The organism is Candidatus Thiodubiliella endoseptemdiera (assembly GCF_964212635.1).
Lineage (GTDB): Bacteria > Pseudomonadota > Gammaproteobacteria > PS1 > Pseudothioglobaceae > Thiodubiliella > Thiodubiliella endoseptemdiera.
Genome location: NZ_OZ156463.1, coordinates 962,814 through 984,192 on the forward strand (window position 1 = coordinate 962,814; position 21,379 = coordinate 984,192).

Here is a 21,379-nt window from a genome sequence, read left to right on the forward strand (position 1 = left end):
TTATGCAAAGGTCTCTTTAGATAGAATTTTTTGTATTACGCCATCTTCTCCATGTTGAGAAAAGAATTGCTGTTCTGACTGCTCCAATTCAGATATAAGTGGATGCAATTGTTTGGACCAACGCTTAGGCTTATAGGTAAGCCTTGAATTTGCACCTTGGATGTAGTAACTTGGATGACCTTCTTGCATTGGCACAATGTGAAACAATCCGTTTAAAATACTAACACTGCATATATTATTACTCTTAAAATATGCCAACCAAATAGGTAAATCATCGCGATTTACACACATTTTATTGCCTGCTTTATCTAACAATGTATATGTTTGACTCAAGAGTCCAGATGCCGCTATAAAAGCAACCCACGGCCTTTTAAAATCCCTACGCAGTTTTATTAGACGACTGAATTTTAATAAATTAGGTGCATTTCTGAGTCGCATTTACTGTTTCATACTACCCATAAAAGCACCTAGATAGTCGTTAGGTGCAAACACATAATTACAATCATATTTCTCATTCGTTTTACTAATACTCTCAATAATTTTCACCTCCCCACTTATTAACTCACGCCCTACCAAAGAGTAGTGCATATTTTGAATTAACTCACATATTTTGATTGAATCAGGATTTTTAGCGTCAAGTATTTCTATATAAATATAGGGTGTATATTTCTTTATGCTTGCCAACATTCCTTCCAAAACTAATGATTCTGCACCTTCAACATCAATTTTTACAGCCGATATTTCATCTAATTTAAGCACATCAATTAATGCATCACCTGTCATTGTAAGTGAAGCTCCCCCAATAAACTGGACACTAAATTTTAACATTTAGGAGTCCAAAATGACAAGAAAATACACAGCCTTCACCAAAGCCTTTAAACTAGAAACCCTAGCACTAGCAAATCAACCAAATACTTGCATTGCACAGCTTGCAAGAGATTTAGGTTTACGCAGAAACATGATCTACAAATGGAGGATTGAATTGAATCAAAAACAAGATAAAGCCTTTAAAAGAACCGCCGATACTGCCAACACAGCACATCACAAAGCAACACATTCGGCGTTATTAAAGCAAAACAAACAACTTGCAAAAGACCTTAAACTGGCTCAAATGGAGGTAGAAATCCTAAAAAAGGCTCAAGCCTTCTTCAAAGGTCAAAACAGTTAAGATTTAAGTTTATCGCCTCAGAGGCGATAAACTACCCAATCACTGTTTTGTGTCGCTGTATGCAGGTATCCAAGAGCGGATATTACTACTGGAAGCATACGCCACAAAGCCCTAGAAGTAGGCAGAATACATTACCCCAAAACCTCAAACAACTTTCTAAATTTTCTTATATAGCAAACCCTAAGAAGCCCTCTTCTTTTTCTGATTCAATTTTATACTTTCTTGATACACATCCATTGGTTTTTTATATTTCAATGTTTCATGGAATCTTTGGTGATTATAAAACTCAATATAATCATCTACATCCGTGGTTAACTCACTGATAGTTTGGTATTCGTTTAAATAAATCCTTTCACATTTAGCACTTCTCCAGAAGCGTTCAATGCAGATATTATCTGTGGCTCTGCCTTTGCCGTCCATTGAGATAGTAATACCCAGTTTTTTGAGTCGCTTGGTGTGCACCTCACTGGTGTATTGACTGCCTTGATCGGTATTAAATATCTCTGGGTGCGGGTATTTTTCTAAAGCATCGTTGAGTACGCTCATCACTAACTGTGAATCCATTGTGTTGGATATTCTGTGTGATAAAACAGCCTTGGAATGCCAATCAATAATAGCAGCCATATACACCATACCTCCCGCAATCTTAATGTAGGTGATGTCTGTACTCCAAACTTGATTAGCGTGGTTAATACCAAGACCTCGAAGCTTATAACTGTATTTTTTATGTGCTTTGATTGGTATGGCTGTATTAACCTGTTTAACCGCTAACACCGCTTTTAACCCCAACGCTTGGCGATAACGAGCCACTGTGTTTAAACTTACCTTGTAACCGTCTTCAAGTAGTTGTTGATGCACTTTTTTCTCACCGTAAATAGGTATTTGTTCAAACACCTTGGTGATATGAGATTTAATTTTATCTTTACGCACATTGGTACGCGGTGTGTAATATAAGCCACTCCTGTTAATGCTCAACAGTTGGCATTGTTGATTAATTGATAAAGGTTGTGTTGCAGATGTTGAAGACGGCTTGAAGTCAACTAATTGTTTAAGATTAGATAAGCCCAAGCTTTTTAGCTTTTTTGCTAACCATTCCTTCTCTACGGTTACCTTGCCTACCAGAGCTGTTAAGCGCTCATTTTGTTTTTGTGATTTAACAAGCTCTTCTTTGTATTCTTTAACCGCCTTGGATGGCTCCATGGCAATTTCAGCATTAGCAAGGAAGGTTTTCTTCCAGTTTTGTAGGTTTTGTGGAAGGATGTTATGCTTGCTAGCAATCTGTACCAAGGTACTTTCATTTTGTAATAACTCAAGCACTAATTTTGTTTTAAATGCTGAGGTGTATTTGGTTCGTTTTTTACTCATTTTTTTACTCCGATTTTTTTTGTTTAGTTTAACGGGTTTTAAATAAGAAAGTTTAGATTGTTGTCTGAAATTGTTGGGGTTTTATAGAACGATAAAATCGTATTACAAATCATTCAAGCCTTTAAAAATAGTAGGCAAACCTATGGTTCGCCTAGGATTTATCACGAACTAAAAGCCCAAGGCGTTAAGGTTAGCCTGAATAAAGTGGCGAGGCTGATGAACAAGAACGACATATATGCCCATTTTAGTATTCGCCATAAAAAGGCAAAAATACCTAGAAACAATATTAACTTTGCTAATAATATACTGAACAGGGAATTTATTGCAACAACACCCAATAGCAAATGGGTAAGCGACACTACCTTTGTTTGGACGCAGCAAGGTTGGTTGTATTTAGCAACTGTGATTGATTTATACTCACGCAAAGTTGCTGGTTGGTCAATGGGCAAGAATAATGACACAGTGCTCGTAATTGACGCTCTGAGCATGGCAATCAAAAACAAGCCAAGACAACAGCAAGTATTACTGCATTCAGATCAAGGTTCTACTTACAGGGCTTATGAGTATTTAGCATTATTTAAAGCAAATAACATTACCCAAAGCATGAGTAGAAAAGGAGAATGCTATGATAATGCAGTTGCTGAGAGCTTCTTTAACACACTCAAAACCGAGCTAGTCAATCAACAAACCTACCAAACCAGAGCACAAGCAACAAGTGCAATCTTTGAATATATTGAAGTGTTTTACAACAAGATTAGACGACATTCAACGATTGGTTATTATTCACCCAATGATTATGAACAAGCGTTTTATAAGGAGAATTACCCAACTTAACAAAAGCCTTTTAGGCTTAAGTTGGGTTGGCTTCGCCAATTTGGGGGCAAGCCCCCAAACCCCATTGTTCAATCAAAAAGAACAAGGGTATAATTTATTGAAGTGGTGTTCAGTCAAGTGGGGGAACCGCATAGTGACCCCATTCTATCTGCTGAAGTCTGTGTATAAAAATCAACCACACCGCTAGAGTTGCTTAATGCTGTAGTTAATAATTTTGCATTACCAAACTGATTGAGTCTAATTAATTCCTGAGTATAGAATGTGCACGATGGGTTTGGATCTATACCATAATATGCCACATCATCTGAGATAACCCTGAGTTTAACCAAATACAAGCCAACATTAACCCCTACATCTATTACACATCCTGGTTTTGTTTCAACGAAGGATGCTAGGCAATCAGACATCCAAAACTCAGAAGGCACAATGTAGCCACCATTCCTCATGCCGTGAATTAATGGAACTTTGATTTTTAACCCCAAATAATTTGATCTAACATAGCGAATGTATATTTCTGACAGCCCCGCAATAAATTCTCTTTTAATTTTTTTAAGATAAATCATTATGTTGTATTTCTTTTAAAATTAGCACTATGCTGTAAAATGAACTGATGTTGTATTTTACTGGTTTTTTATTATTAATGGCCCGCTATCTAAAAAGGCAAAAAAAATAGAAAGACGAATGCGGTATCAAACGGCCGAAAATAATGATAAAAATACAGTACAGTAAGATTTTTTGATTGAAGTACTTCTGCACCTTGAGCTAAACAAATGGAATAATTAATGAAATATAGAAGAGAGATAGACGGACTTAGGGCTCTTGCCGTACTACCAGTTATTTTGTTCCATGCTGGCTTTAATATGTTTAGTGGTGGTTTTGTAGGTGTTGATGTATTTTTTGTGATTAGCGGTTATTTAATCACTACTATTATTGTTTCTGAACTTGAGCGTGGCAAATTTTCGATAGTTAATTTTTATGAAAGGCGTGCTAGGCGTATTTTGCCAGCCTTATTCTTGGTTATGCTTTGCTCAATTCCTTTTGCTTGGTTTTGGTTACGAGCTCACGACATGAAAGATTTTTTTGAAAGTCTTTTCGCTGTCTCACTATTTTTATCCAATATTTTATTTTGGAGTGAGAGTGGTTATTTTGATACAGCAACTGAACTTAAACCACTCTTGCACACTTGGAGCTTGGCTGTTGAGGAGCAATATTACATCTTGTTTCCCCTTTTAATGATGTTCTTTTGGCGACATGGTAAGCATTGGATATTTATTGTACTTACTATCATTTGTATTACAAGTTTTGTATTCGCACAATGGGCATCTATTGCCAACCCATCTATGGCCTTTTATCTCTTGCCAACACGCACTTGGGAGTTAATGATTGGTGCTTTTTCTGCCTTTTTCTTGCTCCAAAATAATCGTGTAAAATTTACCAGTAATGTAAGTGAAACAGGTGGTTGGCTAGGTTTAGCACTAATACTTTTCTCCGTTTTTAGCTACAGTAAGGCAACTCCATTTCCTGGTTTTTACGCATTAATTCCAACAATTGGCACTGCTCTAATCATCCTGTTTGCCACTCAACAGACAACAATTGGGAAGTTTATTGGTAATAAAATTTTTGTTAGTATTGGATTAATAAGTTACAGTGCATATCTTTGGCACCAGCCATTATTTGTTTTTGCTAGAAATATAAGTTATAACGAACCTAGCAATATAGTTTTTATTATTCTAACCCTTGCCTCTATTGTTTTGGCGTACTTCACTTGGAAGTATATTGAAACTCCTTTTAGGGTTAAATCAAAATTTTCACGCAAATTTATTTTCTTGTTTAGTGCTTTTGGAATGGCGATTTTTATTTCTATAGGTATTTTTGGACATCTTAACAAAGGGTTTCCGAAAACTACAGACATTAAAAAGGCATTCACAGAAAAACATCGCATTAATGATGATTTTATTGTACTTGGTGACTCTCATGCTAGTCACTTAATAAGCGGACTTAGTTCTATAACTTCTGGAAATATTACTGACTACACTGGTAGTGGTTGTATCCCATTTAGAAATGTAGATAGATATGACTATCGTTTTAAACCAGGAGCCTGCGCCAAAAAAATCAATGGTCATCTTGACCAAATTATTGCTAAAAACCCTAAGGCAACGATAATTCTTAGTTCAATGGGTCCTGTATATATTGACGGTAAACCTTTTAATAATAAAGATTACGCTCGTGTGACTGGATTAGGTGTTGAGCTAATTACAGATAAATCCATTAAAAATAGAGGAAAAGTATTTGAAATTGGACTTCGAACTACGCTAGCAGAATTATCTCAATTAAAGAATGCCGTTATAGTAGTTGCTATCGATATTCCCGAACTTGGCATTGATTACGGCTGCTCTAAACAAGAAAAAGAGGCGGTCCTTTTTGGAAGTAAGTTTGGTGATTTTGTTAAGAACCCAATAACGGACGAATGCTTTGTTTCAAGAAAAAATTATAATGAACGCTCGCGAGCATACAAAAGTATTATCAACACAGTAACATCAGAATTTTCCAAGGTGCGCGTCTTTGATCCAACTGAATTTTTTTGTGATAAGAATAAGTGCAAAGGCTTTAATCCTGAATATGGATTTCTCTACCATGATTTTGACCATTTAAGCAATGCCGGGAGTCTATTTTATACTTCGAAACTTGTTGATTTTTTGAAACCAAGTAATCCAAAAGTATTGTAATTTCACTGTCAGAAAATAAAATAGTTCTTTCTAAAAGAGGCCTTTGCAGTGAGTAAATAATTATTGGTTTTGATAGAATTTATTTTGTAATTAAAAGCAAGTTGTAATATTTGGCAAAACACTCTACTTGCCTTCAACTTGGCTGAATAGAAACCCATTGCCAAGATGAGTTTTAAAGAAAGATTAGTGGCAATTATTGACAAGCAAGCGTGTAAAATTACTCTAATTGTTTTAATAATCAATATGGCAAATGGATAAAAAATGTAATTTTCCAATTGAAGGCATACACAGACATGTTGTCAAGTATATTCAATCATTACCCGACCTTTCAGGGAAAACAGTATTAGACATTCCTTGCGGCAGTGGCAAGGCCAGTTGTGAATTCAAAAGAAAAGGTGCCAAGGTTATTGCGCTTGACTTGTTCCCAGAATTTATGGAAGTACCAGATATAGAGGCAAAATATGCCGATTTATCAGAAAAATTACCAATAGAAGACGAGTCAATTGATTATATTATCTGTCAAGAAGGAATAGAGCACATCCCAAATCAGTTAAATGTATTGCAAGAGTTTAATCGTGTGTTGAAAAAAAATGGCATTGCTTTAATTACCACACCAAGCAATTCACACATTAGAGCAAGATTATCACATTTTTTATTTGAAACAGATTTTTACAAAAGAATGCCACCAACAGAAATTGATGGCATTTGGTTTGCCAATAATACGCAAGATAAACTATATTTTGGACATTTGTTTCTACTAGGTGTACATCACTTACAGACACTACTTACCATTTCAGGCTTTAAAACCAAACAAAGAATCAAAACAGATATTGGAAGCACATCATTAATATTGGGTGTGATGCTATATCCGATATTCATATTATTTAGTTTGTTGACTTATTTTTCTTACAGAAATAAGAATAAACATATTGATAAAAACATAAGGAGCAAAATATTATGGGATAGGGTCAAGTTAAATCTGTTACCAACAACTTTAATTTATAAAGATATATTTTGGGTTGTTAAAAAGATAGACAACCTTGATGTTATTATTAATCAATTGAAGTCTATGCAGAGAAATTAAAGACTGTAGTTGCATGAACATTCTACATTTACTGTCACAAACACACCTAACAGGGGCCGAGGTGTATGCGGCTGACTTATGCAAATATCAAACTCAGTATGGACATCAGTGTTTTATTATTTCGGACACCTTGTCGGTTAAAACTGCTGTTCAGTATTATCCAATGCCAATTCATAATCGTAGTTATTTAAATCGCTTTCGTAATATCAGGGCGATTATTAAATTTTGTAAAATACATCAAATTAATTTAATTCATACTCATTCTAGGGCGGGCAGTTGGTTGGTAAATATTGTGCGTTTATTTGTTGATGTTGCTTATATATCAACTATTCATGGGAGGCAAGGTGTACATTTTTCAAGTAAAAGTAAGAATGTATATGGTCGGCGTATTATTACGGTATGTGAACACTTGCAAACACATATTCGCAATGAATTGCATATTGATGAAAAGGTATATTTAATTCGGAATATTATTGATGAACATTAGTATTATTGGAAGGCTAACAGGTCCAAAAGGAGATATTGCCTATCAAATTCTATCCAAAATCGCACCTCAATTTCCTTTAGTGAAATTCAATATTGCAGGTGGACCAGTATCTTCAAGATTTAAGGCATTAGCATCTAATAATGTTATATTCTATGGATTTGTTGATGATGTTCCTAAAGTAATTAAAGGAGCGGATTTGGTGATTGGCGCTGGTCGTGTTGCAATTGAAGCATTGCAATTAAATACGCCTGTGTTGGCTATTGGTGAGAAACAATATGTAGGTATTTTAGATAAAAATAACATTGTACAAGCTCAGGAAAGTAATTTTGGAGATTGTGCATTGGATGAATTTCATGACTTTAATCAAATAAGTAGCGATTTAAAGGACTTTATTCAGTTTAATCTTAAGCGAGAGGATTTGTCTGCAGTTGTCAATCAATATTCACCAGCAAATATTATGCCTAAAATCAATCAAGTTTATTCACATGCATTAGCAGATGTAACTTTTGCAAAGAAGAAGGAAGTGCCAGTTTTGATTTATCACCGAGTAGTCAATGAAAAACTTACTGATTCTAAATTTAATGTATACATCACCAAAGAAAAATTGGATTGGCAAATTGGATTCTTAAAGAGGCAAGGTTTTAATATAATTACTTTTAAAGACCTTGCTAATGGTATTAAAGTTAAAAAACCAATTATCCTTACTTTTGATGATGGCTATGAAGATAATTATCTAAACCTCCTTCCTTTGTTAAAAAAACATCAAGAAAAAGCGGTGATTTATTGCCTAGGTAATCGTTCAATTCAAAACAATATATGGGATGAAAAATTAGGCGAGCCTAGCGCCAATTTAATGAGTGATTATCAAATCCAAGAATGTCATAATTCAGGATTGATAGAAATTGCCTCTCATGGACTAAAGCACCAACACTTGCCTGATTTGAGTGAAGCAGAAGTCAAAGAAGAACTTGAATCATCAAAGTCAAACCTAGAAAAATTGATTAACGATAAAGTTGTTTCTTTTGCTTATCCCTATGGTGATTACGGAAAAAGAGAAGAGATTTTGGCGTATGAATCTGGATATGATTTTGCGATTGGGACAGTTAACGGACCTCTCAACCTAACGGATAATTATTACGCTATTCGTCGCATACAAATATTTCCAAGCACAAAAAAGTTTGATTTTTGGAAAAAAACAAGTGGTTTTTATTTGCGCTTATGTAAATTAAAAGCTAAGGATTTTTGAATATGCAAAATTCATATTTTGTATGGGATGAGAACTCTGACCAACCCCATATAATTACCGATAAAAAGTTCAAGGAAGAGCAAAAGAAAAAGTTTCAATCAGAGTACTTGAAAATGTTCTTTTTGTTTATTGTATTAGAGTTTTATCTGACACTTACGCTTGTAGCGTAGTAATTTATTTAACTATTCGATTGTTATAAAGAGACCTTTGCATAAATAGGGATGATTAGCAAAATGACAGATTTTATTAAATTGGAAATTTTTTAAATCCACTCCTAGCAGGGCTAAGGGTGTTTTTAAAAAGTTTGTAATTTGATGAAAGATGGCGTTTTGATGATTATTCATATTTATGCAAAGGTCTCTCTTATATAGGAACACCCTAAGAAGCCCTCGCTTTTTCTTGATTTAATTTTATACTTTCTCGGTACACATCCATTGGTTTTTTGTACTTCAATGTTTCATGGAATCTTCGATGATTATCTCTTTTTAGTGCCCCCCCCCTTGAGGGGTGAAAACTCAATATAATCATCCACATCAGTGATTAACTCACCAATAGTCTGACATTCATTTAGATAAATTCTCTCACATTTTGCGCTTCTCCAGAAGCGTTCAATGCAAATATTATCTGTGGCTCTACCTTTGCCGTCCATTGAGATAGTGATACCCAGTTTTTTGAGTCGCTTAATGTGTATCTCACTGGTATATTGAGAGCCTTGATCAGTATTAAATATCTCTGGGTGTGGATACTTCTCTAAAGCATCGTTGAGTACGCTCATCACTAACTGTGAATCCATTGTGTTAGATATTTTGTACGATAGCACAGCTTTACTGTGCCAATCAATAATGGCAGTCATATAAACCATACCACCTGCAATCTTGATATAGGTAATGTCAGCACTCCATACATGATTAGAATGACTGATATTAAGTCCTCGTAGCTTATAACTGTATTTTTTGTGTTCTTTGATTGGTTGATTTGTAATACTTCAAGCACCAGTTTTGTTTTAAATACCGATGTATATTTGGTTCGTTTTTTACTCATTTTTTTACTCCGATTTTTTTGTTTAGTTTAACTTGTTTGAAATAAGTAAATTTAGACTGTTGTCTGAAATTGTTGGGGTTTTAAACTATCTTATAGAGACCTTTGCATAAATATGAATAATCATCAAAACGCCATCTTTCATCAAATTACAAACTTTTTAAAAACACCCTTGGCCCTGCTAGGAGTGGATTTAAAAAATTTCCAATTTAATAAAATCTGTCATTTTGCTAATCATCCCTATTTATGCAAAGGTCTCTTATGATATAATTTTGTGGCTAAACAAACGATTCATTGATTCGTCATGTGGGTGGCATTAACAACCTTAGTTGAAGGGTAAATATAACCTATCGTTAAAAAATATCTATTTTTAAATTGGATAACTCAACCCATAAGCGTAGCACTTCTATTTGAGACCTTTGCATAAATATGAATAATCATCAAAACGCCATCTTTCATCAAATTACAAACTTTTTAAAAACACCCTTAGCCCTGCTAGGAGTGGATTTAAAAAATTTCCAATTTAATAAAATCTGTCATTTTGCTAATCATTCCTATTTATGCAAAGGTCTCTATTTAAAAAAATTAAAATAAGCGCATGTCATCATTCAAACAATATTACAAACTATTATTGCTTTATGTTGTGTCAATTGTTACAACGAAAGTTTTATTTTATATTTATCTGCAAAATGAGTTTTCAGATTTATCGTGGCAGTCGTCTATTTATGCTATTTTTTGGGGATATAAGTTTGATTTTGCGGCTGCTGCGTTATTAGTATTTATCGCTTCATTATTTGATTTTAATAAAAAGATTTATACATTGGTATCAACACTTTTTTTGGTTTTAATTATCAATATTCAAATTGGTGATATGCTTTATTTTTCAGAAGCTGGCAGGCATACAGGTTATGAAATATTTGATGTTTTCGTTGACGCAGAAAGTCTTTTATTGACTGCTTATTCTCAACATTTTTGGCTGGCGTTGGTGGCATTAATTTTGAGTATCGCTGCTTGCGTTATTAGCTTTTTTAGATGGAAAATGGCTGTTGCCACTGAGTTTAATCGTTATTATTTACCCAAAAAACTCATACTTTTAGTTTTATCAATATTTTTTATCAGAGGCATGTCAGTTCAAGGTATTCCACTTAATCCTTGGCAGGCGGGACAACTTGCAAATAATCAACAGGCAATATTAGCACTAAATGCCACATACAGTGTGATTTTTGCATTAACTAATAAAGATAAGACAATTCAACAATTACATATTCCTAACATTAATCAAAATACCATCAAGCAATCCCTTAAGGTTTTGTATGCCGATAAAAACACTAAAATTAAAACACCAATTTTGACGAGTAAGCCCAATATTGTAATGCTGTTTTTAGAAAGTTGGAGTGCTAAATATATGCAATCTTATGGCTATCAACACCCAACCACACCTTACTTTGATAGCATTCTTAAACACTCAATTCGCCCTAAAGTGATGGTTGCAGGCGGGCATCGAACCTCAGAAGGCATGTTTGCAGCTTTGAGCTCTATGCAAAATCCATTAGGTAAAACGATTGCCAAAACCCCACTGCAAGATAACGATTATCCTTCTATTGTCAAAGATTTAAGTCAAGCTGGGTATTCTAGTGCTTTTTTTCAAGGTACAAGCAAGGAAACCAGTGGCGTTGGAAGTTTTGCCCAATCTCTTGGATTTATAGATTCGTTTGGAAAACGAGATATTACAAACTCAAAATATCCTAACAATAATTGGGGTGTACAAGATTATGATTTGTATCAGTTTGCTTTAAAGAAAACGCAATCAATGTCATCGCCGTTTATGATTGGTATTAATGGCGCAACAACACACGACCTTGTTGTACCTGAGGGGTTTCAGCAGAAGCATTTTTCCGACGATAAAGATTTGAATGCAATGCTGAATACCTATCGTTTTGCTGATTTTTCTTTAGAGTATTTCATGGAAAAAATTAAAGAAAAATACCCTAATACTGTATTCGTTCTGTTTGCCGACCATACAGGCAGTAGAATTTCAGACAACTTGGAAAATTACTTAATTCCATTTGCAATTTATGCGCCTAACATTTTAACTGCACAATACAAAGATGTTGTCATGTCACAAAGAGATATAGCACCGAGTCTTTATGATTTAATTATGGGTGATTACACAAAAACTAAGTTTAGCGGGAAATCAATCTTTAGAAACGACTATTATTTTGCTGATTATTTTCACAACAACATACTGGGCTGGATTGAAGCAGAAGACATTGTAGAAATAAATGTTCAAACAGGTGATTTATCGTGTTTTGTATTAAATAAACTACAAAAACAAGTCGTTAAATGTGAAAATAAACACGACAACTTAAAAAATCACGCACTATCTTTCACTCATTATTATCAAAATTTATTGTTTAATGTCAAAGATAAATAATATTTATAAGTGGGATCATCATTCCGACCAACCTTATATTATTACGGATAAAACCTTTAAAAAACAGCAAAAACAAAAATACTTGCTTGAGTATTTTATGATGTTTTGGTTGTTTATTGTTGTTTTTCCAATTGCTTTTGTGTGGCAGTTTGTCATGCGTTTTCCAACAACAAAAATGCAGGTTGGCATTGGTGTAAATTTAGACAAAGGTGAGGAGCAATATGCATTAGTAGAAGAATTGGGTGTGCAGCATTTAATTATTAGAATGCCGCTTTGGGAGGTTGAAAAAATTGATGAATTTGTGCGGTTTGCCAAAGGCTTTGGTGAGAATAAAATCATTATGATTAATGTATTGCAAGACAGAGAACATATTGAAGATTTGGTACTTTTTCAACAAAATATTCAACTAATATTTGACAAATTTCAAGATATTGCCAAAGTCTATCAAATCGGCAATGCCACCAATCGAAGCAAATGGGGGGTTTTTTCAGTTAGCGAATATTTGGCATTTTATCAAACCGCACAAAACATTAGAGATAAACATTTTCCACAATTAAAGTTACTGGGTTCAAGTGTGATTGATTTTGAATATTACTACACTGCTTATGCTCTATTTAATTTCAAAAAAATTAAATTTGATACATTATCAAGTCTACTTTATGTGGATAGAAGGGGCACACCTAGAGAAAGACAATATGGTTTTAATTTAAAAAATAAAATTAATCTTTTGGCAGCGATGGTGAATTTATCGCCAAAAGTCAATAATAAAATAGTGATTACTGAAACCAATTACCCATTAAAAGCAACAGCACCTTACGCACCTACTAGCGAAAAAGAGTGTGTTAGCGAATTGGAATATGAGCAATATATGCAAGATTATATTGATATTGCCAAAAAGACCAAAAAAATTAGCCATCTCTATTGGCATCAACTGATTGCTCCAGGTTATGGTTTGGTGGATAATCGCGATGGAATAATCAGGAAAACACCTGCATTTTATAAATTTAAACAATTAATCAAACAAATTTAATATGCGTAAAATATTAATAGAAATTCCAACTTGGTTAGGTGATTGCGTGATGGCAACGCCTGCGATTGAAAATATCATTAAACAATACCCCAATATCCAAATAACTATTTTCGGCTCTAGCGTTGCTACCGAAATTTTTAAATACCATCCACAGGTTGATCGTATTGTTGTTGATGAAAGCAGAAATAAAAAATACCGAATTTATTATTTGTATCGATTAGCCAAGCAACTGGGGAGATTTGATTGTGCCCTATCCTTCAGGCGCACCATAACCAGTAAATTATTTATATTTTTTACTAAGGCATCGCTTAAAAAAAAATATAGGCGTTACGATAAAATACCCACGCACCAAGTCAATCGATACAATGATTTTGTTAATATTGCCCTGCATAAAAATAATATTGCCTCAAAATTAATCATTCACACAAACTCAAAACCACTTAAACTTGATAAAAAAATACTGGGTATCAATCCAGGCGCATCATACGGCAGCGCCAAGCGTTGGTATCCAGACGAATTTGCTAAAGTGGCTAGTGTATTATCTGCACAATATAATATTGTAATTTTTGGCGGTAATAGCGAAGTTGATATTGCGAGTGATATTGAAAAAAAGTTGGTTGATAATGGGGTAAAAAATTACACCAATCTGGCAGGAAAAACAAGCGTTTCAGCGTTAATTAAGCAACTTTCGATACTTGATTTATTTATTACTGGGGACAGTGGTCCAATGCATGTGGCTGCTGCTTTTCAAGTACCGACGGTGGCAATTTTTGGACCTACAAAAGATAAAGAAACCGCCCAATGGATGAATCAAAAAAGTGTTATTATCAAAAAAAATCTTGAATGCCAGCCTTGTATGAAACGCATTTGTCCTTTGAAACACCATAACTGTATGAAAAAAATTAAAGCAAATGAAGTGTTGGATGCTACTGTGAAAATTCTTGCTCAATCAAATGACAAAGTGTGTGTCCGATAAGCATATGCATTTCTTGAATGCGTGGCGTATCATCGCTTGGCACTATTAAGTTGACTTCAGATAAATCATTCATTTTTCCGCCATCTCGACCGCTAAAGCCAATGGTTTTAGCGCCTAATTTCCCCGCCAATGCCAAAGCATTAATGACATTTTCACTACTACCACTGGTACTGATGCCAATAACCACATCATTCTTATTCGCTAAGGCTTCCACTTGGCGGGAAAAAATAAATTCATAACCGTAATCATTGCCGATTGAAGTCAATGCAGAGGTGTCAGTCGTAAGTGCGATGACTGGCAAGCCTGGGCGTTCAACTTTATAGCGTCCAACCAGTTCTGCGGCAATATGCTGTGCGTCGGCCGCACTACCGCCATTACCAAAAATTAAAATTTTGCCGCCATTTTTGAGGCTGCTTATGCATAAATTTGCCGCTATCTCAAGTTGAAGGGGAATAACACCCATTGTTGCCTGAGTAGTTTTCAGGTGTGCATTGAATTCAGATTCGATAATTGAACGCATTATTCCTTCCTTTGTTGGATTTTTTTAATGATTTTAGTGGTGCTTTTTCCCTTGACAAATTGTACCAGTTTTAATTCATCAGCCAGCTCTTGTCCAATCACTTTTTTGCCTTCATAGTCCCCACCTTTGACTAGCACATGAGGTTGAATTGCTTTAATCAAATTATAAGGCGTGTCTTCATCAAATACCACCACATAATCCACCGCTTCAAGTGCAGCTAATAAATAAGCCCTATCTAATTGTGTATTAATGGGGCGACCTTGTCCTTTTAAAGCGGTAACTGATTGATCGGAATTAAGTCCTAATATTAGCACATCGCCATAATTCTTTGCGGCTTCCAAATAACGCACATGTCCTGCATGTAATAAATCAAAACAACCGTTAGTAAAAATAATTTTCTTACCTCTTGCTTTTAATTCAGCACTCAAAATAGTAATTTCTTTCAAAGTTTTAATATGTGCCGCACTACTTGACTTGTTCAAACTGGATTCATATTCAATAATTTCATTCAGTGTGGCAGTTGCACTACCAATTTTACCGACAACAACACCCGCTGCCAAATTGGAAAATTTAACCGCGCTGTCAATATCATAACCACATGCCAATGCAAAACCAAGGGCTGCCAGCACTGTATCACCTGCACCCGTAACATCAAACACCTCCCTAGAAGCTGTAGGGTGTGTGCGTAACTCGTCATCATAAATTGCTACACCTTGCTCACTAAGAGTAATTAAGGATGCGGTTAAATGACATTCATCTTTGAGTTTTTTTATAGAGGAAAACAAACTTTTTTTATCTGTAATGTTAATGTCTGTGGCTTCGCTGGCTTCTTTCTTATTAGGAGTTAGTAAATAAGCACCTTGGTATTTTGAATAATCCAAACCTTTAGGGTCAATCAACACTTTTTTATGATGCTGCTTAGCAAGTTTGATTAGCGATTGAGTTAATGGCTTGGTTAAAATCCCTTTACCGTAATCTGATAGTAAAATAACATCATAACTCTCAATAATGGCTATAAAATTCTCTAAAAGTTTCGATTGTGATTCTTCACTAATAGCATTAGTGCTCTCTCTATCGTATCTAACCACTTGTTGTTGTGAGGCAATAATACGACTTTTTTTACTGGTGATTCTGCCTGTTTGCGTGATTAAATACTCAGTGCTAACTTGAATATTAACCAATAATGCTTTAAGTTCATCGGCAATCGGACAATCACCAATCACACTCATAACACCAACTTCAGCGCCCAATGCAGACAAATTATTAATCACATTACCTGCTCCACCCAATACTGTGGTTTCTTTATCGATATTAACCACTTGCACGGGTGCTTCAGGGGATATTCGCTCACACGACCCCCACAAATAATGGTCAATCATTAAATCACCAACAACCAAAAGTTTGGGTGATTTGCCTTGTAAGTTAATCATCATTACTCCAAAGAATTACCATGTGTCGCTGATACAAAGGCCTCATAACAATTCAGCACCATATAAGCGTTTAATCTCAGGAATGTAGGCTTTAATACCTGCTTCTAAGCTAATTTTTGGCTCAAATCCAAGATTGGTTTTTGAAGTGGAAATATCTGCTTGTGTGTGCATTTGATAGCCATCATAAGGATTGGAAATATAGTCAGTGCCCAAATTAGTATTCAATTCTTTTTGTAAAATATCAGCAATATCTTGGAAACTTCTAGGGCTTCCAGTGCCAACATTATAAGTGCCATTTTGTTGAGGGTTGCAGGCTTTAATATTGGCTTGAACAACATCTTCAATATTAATAAAATCCCGTAATATTTGTTTTGAATTTTCAAATAATTTTGGTGCTTTTCCCGCTAAAATTTGGTGCCCTAACTGAATAACCATAGAGGAGGTTTTGGCTTTATAGTATTCACGAGGTCCATAAACATTGAAAAATTTTAAACCAACAATCGTCATCTCAGGATGTTCATCTGCAAACCGATAAGCAATCTGATCCATCATATATTTGCTAAATCCATAAGGATTTTCAGGGTTCTCCTGCCCCACCGTTTGTGGCGAAGGTAGACTGCCATAAGTCGCCGCTGAACTTGCGTAAACCATGACCGCATTGTCTTTTTTGGCTTTATTCAACAAATCATAAAATGAATTTACATTGGTTTGCATAATGATTTCCTGATCATACACCCGTGTATCAGAAATTGCCGCCTGATGAAAAATAAAATCAAACTCATAGTCATTTAGCAACGCTAAATCAACTTTACTATTGATATTGCCACAGACAACATCACCCGTAAAACCAATTAAATTTTTATAATGACCAAAACTTTGTAAATTGCCATTAGCAAAAGTCGCTTCATTCCTAAAGCAATCAAATACCACTATATGTGAATTAGGATAATGTTGTTGAAAGTAAAAAACTAAATTACTACCAATAAAACCAGCACCGCCAGTGATTAAAATGGTTTTTTGGTTAAATTCAATATCGTTATAAATCATAGGTTTTTCAAAAATTATTATGGTGTTTGAATTTTAACCTCATACAACGATAGAAAGAAGAATTATTGATGTAATGCCTTACTTAATTTAAAATCAAACATAAAAAAGCCTATTAGAGACCTTTGCATAAATATGAATAATCATCAAAACGCCATCTTTCATCAAATTACAAACTTTTTAAAAACACCCTTAGCCCTGCTAGGAGTGGATTTAAAAAATTTCCAATTTAATAAAATCTGTCATTTTGCTAATCATCCCTATTTATGCAAAGGTCTCTTTAGTTATAAAAAAATAGTAGATAAAAAAATACCCAACTTCTGTATTTAGAAATTGGGTATTTTGAATTTAAAGCCTAGCAATGTCCTACTCTCACATGGGGAGACCCCACACTACCATCGGCGCTAAGTGGTTTCACTTCTGAGTTCGGTATGGGATCAGGTGGGTCACACTCGCTATTGTCACTAAGCAAACTGTTTGTCTCATTCGCTTATTTTTGGTTTTTTCGGCGTTAAATTTTAAAAATGTTCAGTCACATAGTTTGCACCATGCTCCTTCACATTTTGAAAATTTGCCTTGTAAAATTCCAAAAATAAGCGAATCTTTAGCCTGATTATTGGAATCAAACCAGAGACGAATTTAAAAGTTTTTACACCTTAAAGAAGGTATAACAAAATAATACATGTTATAAAGTTTGAACACTTACTCAGTGTATTGCATGACACAACAACACAAAAATTATGAATTCATTCAAATAATTTGGGTGTTATATGGTCAAGCCTCACGATCAATTAGTACAAGTTAGCTTCACACATCACTGCGCTTCCACACCTTGCCTATCAACCTCGTAGTCTTCGAGGGATCTTTAGGGATATTAAATATCCAGGGAGACCTAATCTTGGGAGGGGCTTCCCGCTTAGATGCTTTCAGCGGTTATCCTTTCCAAACATAGCTACTCGGCAATGCGACTGGCGTCACAACCGAAACACCAGAGGTTTGTCCATTCCGGTCCTCTCGTACTAAGAACAGCTTCCCTCAAGTCTCCAACGCCCACGGTAGATAGGGACCGAACTGTCTCACGACGTTCTAAACCCAGCTCGCGTACCACTTTAAATGGCGAACAGCCATACCCTTGGGACCTGCTTCAGCCCCAGGATGTGATGAGCCGACATCGAGGTGCCAAACACCGCCGTCGATGTGAACTCTTGGGCGGTATCAGCCTGTTATCCCCGGCGTACCTTTTATCCGTTGAGCGATGGTCCTTCCACTCAGAACCACCGGATCACTAAGACCTAGTTTCCTACCTGCTCGACGTGTCAGTCTCGCAGTCAAGCACCCTTTTACCTTTGCGCTCATTGCACGATGTCCGACCGTGCTGAGGGTACCTTTGCGCTCCTCCGTTACTCTTTAGGAGGAGACCGCCCCAGTCAAACTACCCACCATGCATTGTCCCCGATCCAGATAATGGACCTAGGTTAGAACCCCAACCATACCAGGGTGGTATTTCAAGGGTGGCTCCACTCAAACTAGCGTTCAAGCTTCAAAGCCTCCCACCTATCCTACACAAGTAGGATCAGAGTTCAATGCAAAGCTGTAGTAAAGGTGCACGGGGTCTTTCCGTCTGGCCGCGGGTATACTGCATCTTAACAGCAATTTCAATTTCACTGAGTCTCGGGTGGAGACAGTGTGGCCCTCGTTACGCCATTCGTGCAGGTCGGAACTTACCCGACAAGGAATTTCGCTACCTTAGGACCGTTATAGTTACGGCCGCCGTTTACTTGGGCTTCGATCAAAAGCTTCGGACGAATCCTAACCTCATCAATTAACCTTCAAGCACCGGGCAGGCGTCACACCCTATACGTCCACTTACGTGTTTGCAGAGTGCTGTGTTTTTAATAAACAGTCGGAGCCACCTGGTATCTTCAACTCTTACCAGCTCATTTAGCAAGTAAAATCACCGGCAAGAGCACACCTTCTCCCGAAGTTACGGTGTCATTTTGCCTAGTTCCTTCACCCGAGTTCTCTCAAGCGCCTTAGAATTCTCATCTCGTCCACCTGTGTCGGTTTGGGGTACGGTTTCATATAACCTGAAGCTTAGAGGATTTTCCTGGAAGCATGGTATCACGCACTTCTCCCAAAAGAGGGATCGTTATCACGCCTTGAGCTTTAGATTAAACTAAGAGTTCCGGATTTTCCTAAAACTCTACTCTACACGCTTGAACTTGGACAACCATCGCCAAGCTGCGCTAACCTACTCCGTCTTCCCATCGCAGTTATATGAAGTACAGGAATATTAACCTGTTTCCCATCGACTACGCATTTCTGCCTCGCCTTAGGGGCCGACTAACCCTACGCCGATTAACGTTGCGTAGGAAACCTTGGACTTCTGGCGAGGGGGTTTTTCACCCCCTTTATCGTTACTCATGTCAGCATTCGCACTTCTGATACCTCCAGCATCCCTCACAGGACACCTTCAACGGCTTACAGAACGCTCTCCTACCATCATAATAAATTATGATCCGTAGCTTCGGTATGTAGTTTTAGCCCCGTTAAATCTTCCGCGCAAACCGACTCGACCAGTGAGCTATTACGCACTCTTTAAAGGAATGGCTGCTTCTAAGCCAACCTCCTGGCTGTCTGGGCCTTTTCACATCGTTTCCCACTTAACTACAATTTTGGGACCTTAGCTGACGGTCTGGGTTGTTTCCCTTTCCACTACGGACGTTAGCACCCGCAGTGTGTCTGCCATGCTCATACTTTCAGGTATTCGGAGTTTGCAATGGTTTACTAAGTCTTGACGACCCGCTAGCCATAACAGTGCTCTACCCCCTGAAGTAATACATGACGCTCTACCTAAATAGATTTCGGAGAGAACCAGCTATCTCCGGGTTTGTTTGGCCTTTCACCCCTATCCACAGTTCATCCCCTCATTTTTCAACATAAGTGGGTTCGGGCCTCCAGTTAGTTTTACCTAACCTTCACCCTGACCATGGATAGATCACCCGGTTTCGGGTCTACTCCCAGCAACTAATCGCCCATTTAAGACTCGGTTTCCCTACGGCTCCCCTAATGGTTAACCTTGCTACTGAGAAGTAAGTCGCTGACCCATTATACAAAAGGTACGCAGTCACGGAATAAATCCGCTCCTACTGCTTGTATGCATACGATTTCAGGTTCTATTTCACTCCCCTCCCGGGGTTCTTTTCGCCTTTCCCTCACGGTACTTGTTCACTATCGGTCATTAGAGAGTATTTAGCCTTGGAGGGTGGTCCCCCCATATTCAAACAGCGTTTCACGTGCGCCGCCTTACTCGATTTCACATAAATTAAACTTTCCTATACGGGACTATCACCCTGTATCGTTGAACTTTCCAGAACATTCTAGTAATTTAAAATATGCTTAAGGGCTGTTCCCCGTTCGCTCGCCGCTACTAAGGGAATCTCGGTTGATTTCTTTTCCTCTAGGTACTTAGATGTTTCAGTTCCCTAGGTTTGCCTCCTTAACCTATGTATTCAGTTAAGGATAATGGTCTGATGACCACTGGGTTTTCCCATTCGGAGATCTCCGGCTAATAATGCTTATTATCAGCTAACCGAAGCTTATCGCAGATTATCACGTCCTTCATCGCCTTCTAATGCCAAGGCATCCGTCGTATGCACTTATTCACTTGACCATATAACCCCAAACTATCTGTATATGGCTTCGGTTTTTGTCCATTTTACTGCGTCATTTTTATCTTTCAATCGATCATGTGGAAAACCACACTCTCTCTCAATCAAGATAAAAATTCCTTGAAAATGAATAAAATCCAAAGCCCCAGAATTTGGTGCTTATGGTTTCGTATTTCACCAAGAAGTCACAAATTGCGATAAATCACAATCGGTGAATTCTTTTCTTTCTTATTTCACCAGCGGTTTTTACACCGCCAATGAGAATCCATATTTTTTGAAATTGTTGTGTCAATGCAATACACCAATGAAGACTGTCATCACAACAG

Annotated in this window: 21 protein-coding genes and 2 rRNA genes; 12 read left to right on the forward strand and 11 right to left on the reverse strand. The window is 36.5% G+C overall.

The window, feature by feature from the left end:
* Both AB8525_RS04930 and AB8525_RS04935 read right to left on the reverse strand, forming a co-directional pair.
* Nucleotides 1–438 carry a hypothetical protein gene (locus AB8525_RS04930; RefSeq protein ID WP_369152984.1) on the reverse strand — a complete coding sequence of 146 codons (438 nt, stop codon included), beginning with the start codon at nucleotides 436–438 and terminating at the stop codon, nucleotides 1–3.
* The gene (locus AB8525_RS04935; RefSeq protein WP_369152986.1) at nucleotides 439–783 is read right to left on the reverse strand and encodes an FkbM family methyltransferase; all 345 of its coding nucleotides are present in this window, start codon (nucleotides 781–783) and stop codon (nucleotides 439–441) included.
* Nucleotides 784–841: 58 nt separating this feature from the next.
* On the opposite strand from AB8525_RS04935, the gene AB8525_RS04940 reads away from it, so the two are divergent.
* The gene (locus AB8525_RS04940) at nucleotides 842–1,168 is read left to right on the forward strand and encodes a transposase (protein WP_369150253.1); all 327 of its coding nucleotides are present in this window, start codon (nucleotides 842–844) and stop codon (nucleotides 1,166–1,168) included.
* Between the two features lie 180 nt (nucleotides 1,169–1,348).
* On the opposite strand, the gene AB8525_RS04945 is transcribed toward AB8525_RS04940, so the two are convergent.
* The gene (locus AB8525_RS04945) at nucleotides 1,349–2,533 is read right to left on the reverse strand and encodes an IS3 family transposase (protein ID WP_369150786.1); all 1,185 of its coding nucleotides are present in this window, start codon (nucleotides 2,531–2,533) and stop codon (nucleotides 1,349–1,351) included.
* A 111-nt stretch (nucleotides 2,534–2,644) separates the two neighbouring features.
* On the opposite strand from AB8525_RS04945, the gene AB8525_RS04950 reads away from it, so the two are divergent.
* On the forward strand, nucleotides 2,645–3,367 hold the full coding sequence (locus tag AB8525_RS04950) for an IS3 family transposase (protein ID WP_369179019.1): 723 nt from the start codon (nucleotides 2,645–2,647) through the stop codon (nucleotides 3,365–3,367).
* 113 nt (nucleotides 3,368–3,480) lie between these two features.
* Here the strand turns inward: AB8525_RS04950 and AB8525_RS04955 are convergent, their stop codons facing one another.
* Nucleotides 3,481–3,930: a hypothetical protein gene (locus AB8525_RS04955; protein WP_369152991.1), complete on the reverse strand. Its 450-nt coding sequence runs from the start codon at nucleotides 3,928–3,930 to the stop codon at nucleotides 3,481–3,483.
* A 219-nt stretch (nucleotides 3,931–4,149) separates the two neighbouring features.
* Here AB8525_RS04955 and AB8525_RS04960 point away from each other — a divergent pair, with 219 nt between their 5' ends.
* The 4 genes from AB8525_RS04960 to AB8525_RS04975 all read left to right on the forward strand — a co-directional run bounded on the left by AB8525_RS04960 (nucleotide 4,150) and on the right by AB8525_RS04975 (nucleotide 8,910).
* On the forward strand, nucleotides 4,150–6,093 hold the full coding sequence (locus tag AB8525_RS04960; RefSeq protein ID WP_369152992.1) for an acyltransferase family protein: 1,944 nt from the start codon (nucleotides 4,150–4,152) through the stop codon (nucleotides 6,091–6,093).
* Between the two features lie 250 nt (nucleotides 6,094–6,343).
* On the forward strand, nucleotides 6,344–7,177 hold the full coding sequence (locus AB8525_RS04965; protein ID WP_369178958.1) for a class I SAM-dependent methyltransferase: 834 nt from the start codon (nucleotides 6,344–6,346) through the stop codon (nucleotides 7,175–7,177).
* Nucleotides 7,178–7,190: 13 nt separating this feature from the next.
* Complete coding sequence (locus AB8525_RS04970; protein ID WP_369178960.1) at nucleotides 7,191–7,664, forward strand: glycosyltransferase; 474 nt, start codon at nucleotides 7,191–7,193, stop codon at nucleotides 7,662–7,664.
* Complete coding sequence (locus AB8525_RS04975) at nucleotides 7,654–8,910, forward strand: polysaccharide deacetylase family protein (RefSeq protein WP_369178962.1); 1,257 nt, start codon at nucleotides 7,654–7,656, stop codon at nucleotides 8,908–8,910. Before AB8525_RS04970 ends, AB8525_RS04975 begins: the two co-directional genes overlap by 11 nt.
* Before the next feature lie 182 nt (nucleotides 8,911–9,092).
* Here AB8525_RS04975 and AB8525_RS04980 read toward each other — a convergent pair whose 3' ends face one another.
* Nucleotides 9,093–9,254: a hypothetical protein gene (locus tag AB8525_RS04980; RefSeq protein ID WP_369152996.1), complete on the reverse strand. Its 162-nt coding sequence runs from the start codon at nucleotides 9,252–9,254 to the stop codon at nucleotides 9,093–9,095.
* 131 nt (nucleotides 9,255–9,385) lie between these two features.
* Nucleotides 9,386–9,772: a transposase gene (locus AB8525_RS04985; protein WP_369178964.1), complete on the reverse strand. Its 387-nt coding sequence runs from the start codon at nucleotides 9,770–9,772 to the stop codon at nucleotides 9,386–9,388.
* A 291-nt stretch (nucleotides 9,773–10,063) separates the two neighbouring features.
* Between AB8525_RS04985 and AB8525_RS04990 the strand changes: the two genes are divergently transcribed.
* From AB8525_RS04990 to waaF, 5 genes are all read left to right on the forward strand, one after another.
* A complete protein-coding gene (locus AB8525_RS04990) occupies nucleotides 10,064–10,213 on the forward strand; it encodes a hypothetical protein (RefSeq protein WP_369150108.1) in 150 nt (49 codons plus the stop codon).
* Nucleotides 10,214–10,377: 164 nt separating this feature from the next.
* On the forward strand, nucleotides 10,378–10,542 hold the full coding sequence (locus AB8525_RS04995) for a hypothetical protein (RefSeq protein ID WP_369152997.1): 165 nt from the start codon (nucleotides 10,378–10,380) through the stop codon (nucleotides 10,540–10,542).
* A gap of 4 nt (nucleotides 10,543–10,546) precedes the next feature.
* A complete protein-coding gene (locus tag AB8525_RS05000) occupies nucleotides 10,547–12,382 on the forward strand; it encodes an LTA synthase family protein (RefSeq protein ID WP_369152999.1) in 1,836 nt (611 codons plus the stop codon).
* Nucleotides 12,366–13,412, forward strand: a complete 1,047-nt coding sequence (locus tag AB8525_RS05005) for a hypothetical protein (RefSeq protein ID WP_369153001.1) — start codon at nucleotides 12,366–12,368, stop codon at nucleotides 13,410–13,412. The genes AB8525_RS05000 and AB8525_RS05005 overlap by 17 nt, the downstream gene beginning before the upstream one ends.
* A gap of 1 nt (nucleotide 13,413) precedes the next feature.
* Entirely contained in the window at nucleotides 13,414–14,388 is a 975-nt protein-coding gene (waaF, locus tag AB8525_RS05010; RefSeq protein WP_369178966.1) for a lipopolysaccharide heptosyltransferase II, read from the forward strand.
* On the opposite strand, the gene gmhA is transcribed toward waaF, so the two are convergent.
* The 3 genes from gmhA to rfaD are packed head-to-tail and all read right to left on the reverse strand — an operon-like array spanning nucleotide 14,339 to nucleotide 17,385.
* Nucleotides 14,339–14,908, reverse strand: a complete 570-nt coding sequence (gene gmhA / locus AB8525_RS05015; RefSeq protein WP_369153003.1) for a D-sedoheptulose 7-phosphate isomerase — start codon at nucleotides 14,906–14,908, stop codon at nucleotides 14,339–14,341. The genes waaF and gmhA overlap by 50 nt on opposite strands.
* A complete protein-coding gene (gene rfaE1, locus AB8525_RS05020) occupies nucleotides 14,908–16,338 on the reverse strand; it encodes a D-glycero-beta-D-manno-heptose-7-phosphate kinase (protein ID WP_369178968.1) in 1,431 nt (476 codons plus the stop codon). The genes gmhA and rfaE1 overlap by 1 nt, the downstream gene beginning before the upstream one ends.
* A gap of 42 nt (nucleotides 16,339–16,380) precedes the next feature.
* Entirely contained in the window at nucleotides 16,381–17,385 is a 1,005-nt protein-coding gene (gene rfaD, locus AB8525_RS05025) for an ADP-glyceromanno-heptose 6-epimerase (protein ID WP_369178970.1), read from the reverse strand.
* A gap of 132 nt (nucleotides 17,386–17,517) precedes the next feature.
* Here rfaD and AB8525_RS05030 point away from each other — a divergent pair, with 132 nt between their 5' ends.
* On the forward strand, nucleotides 17,518–17,712 hold the full coding sequence (locus AB8525_RS05030; protein ID WP_369178972.1) for a hypothetical protein: 195 nt from the start codon (nucleotides 17,518–17,520) through the stop codon (nucleotides 17,710–17,712).
* 23 nt (nucleotides 17,713–17,735) lie between these two features.
* Here the strand turns inward: AB8525_RS05030 and rrf are convergent.
* Nucleotides 17,736–17,851: ribosomal RNA gene (rrf, locus tag AB8525_RS05035) — 5S ribosomal RNA — on the reverse strand.
* Between the two features lie 301 nt (nucleotides 17,852–18,152).
* A 23S ribosomal RNA gene (locus tag AB8525_RS05040) occupies nucleotides 18,153–21,055 on the reverse strand.
* Nucleotides 21,056–21,379 lie beyond the last annotated feature (324 nt).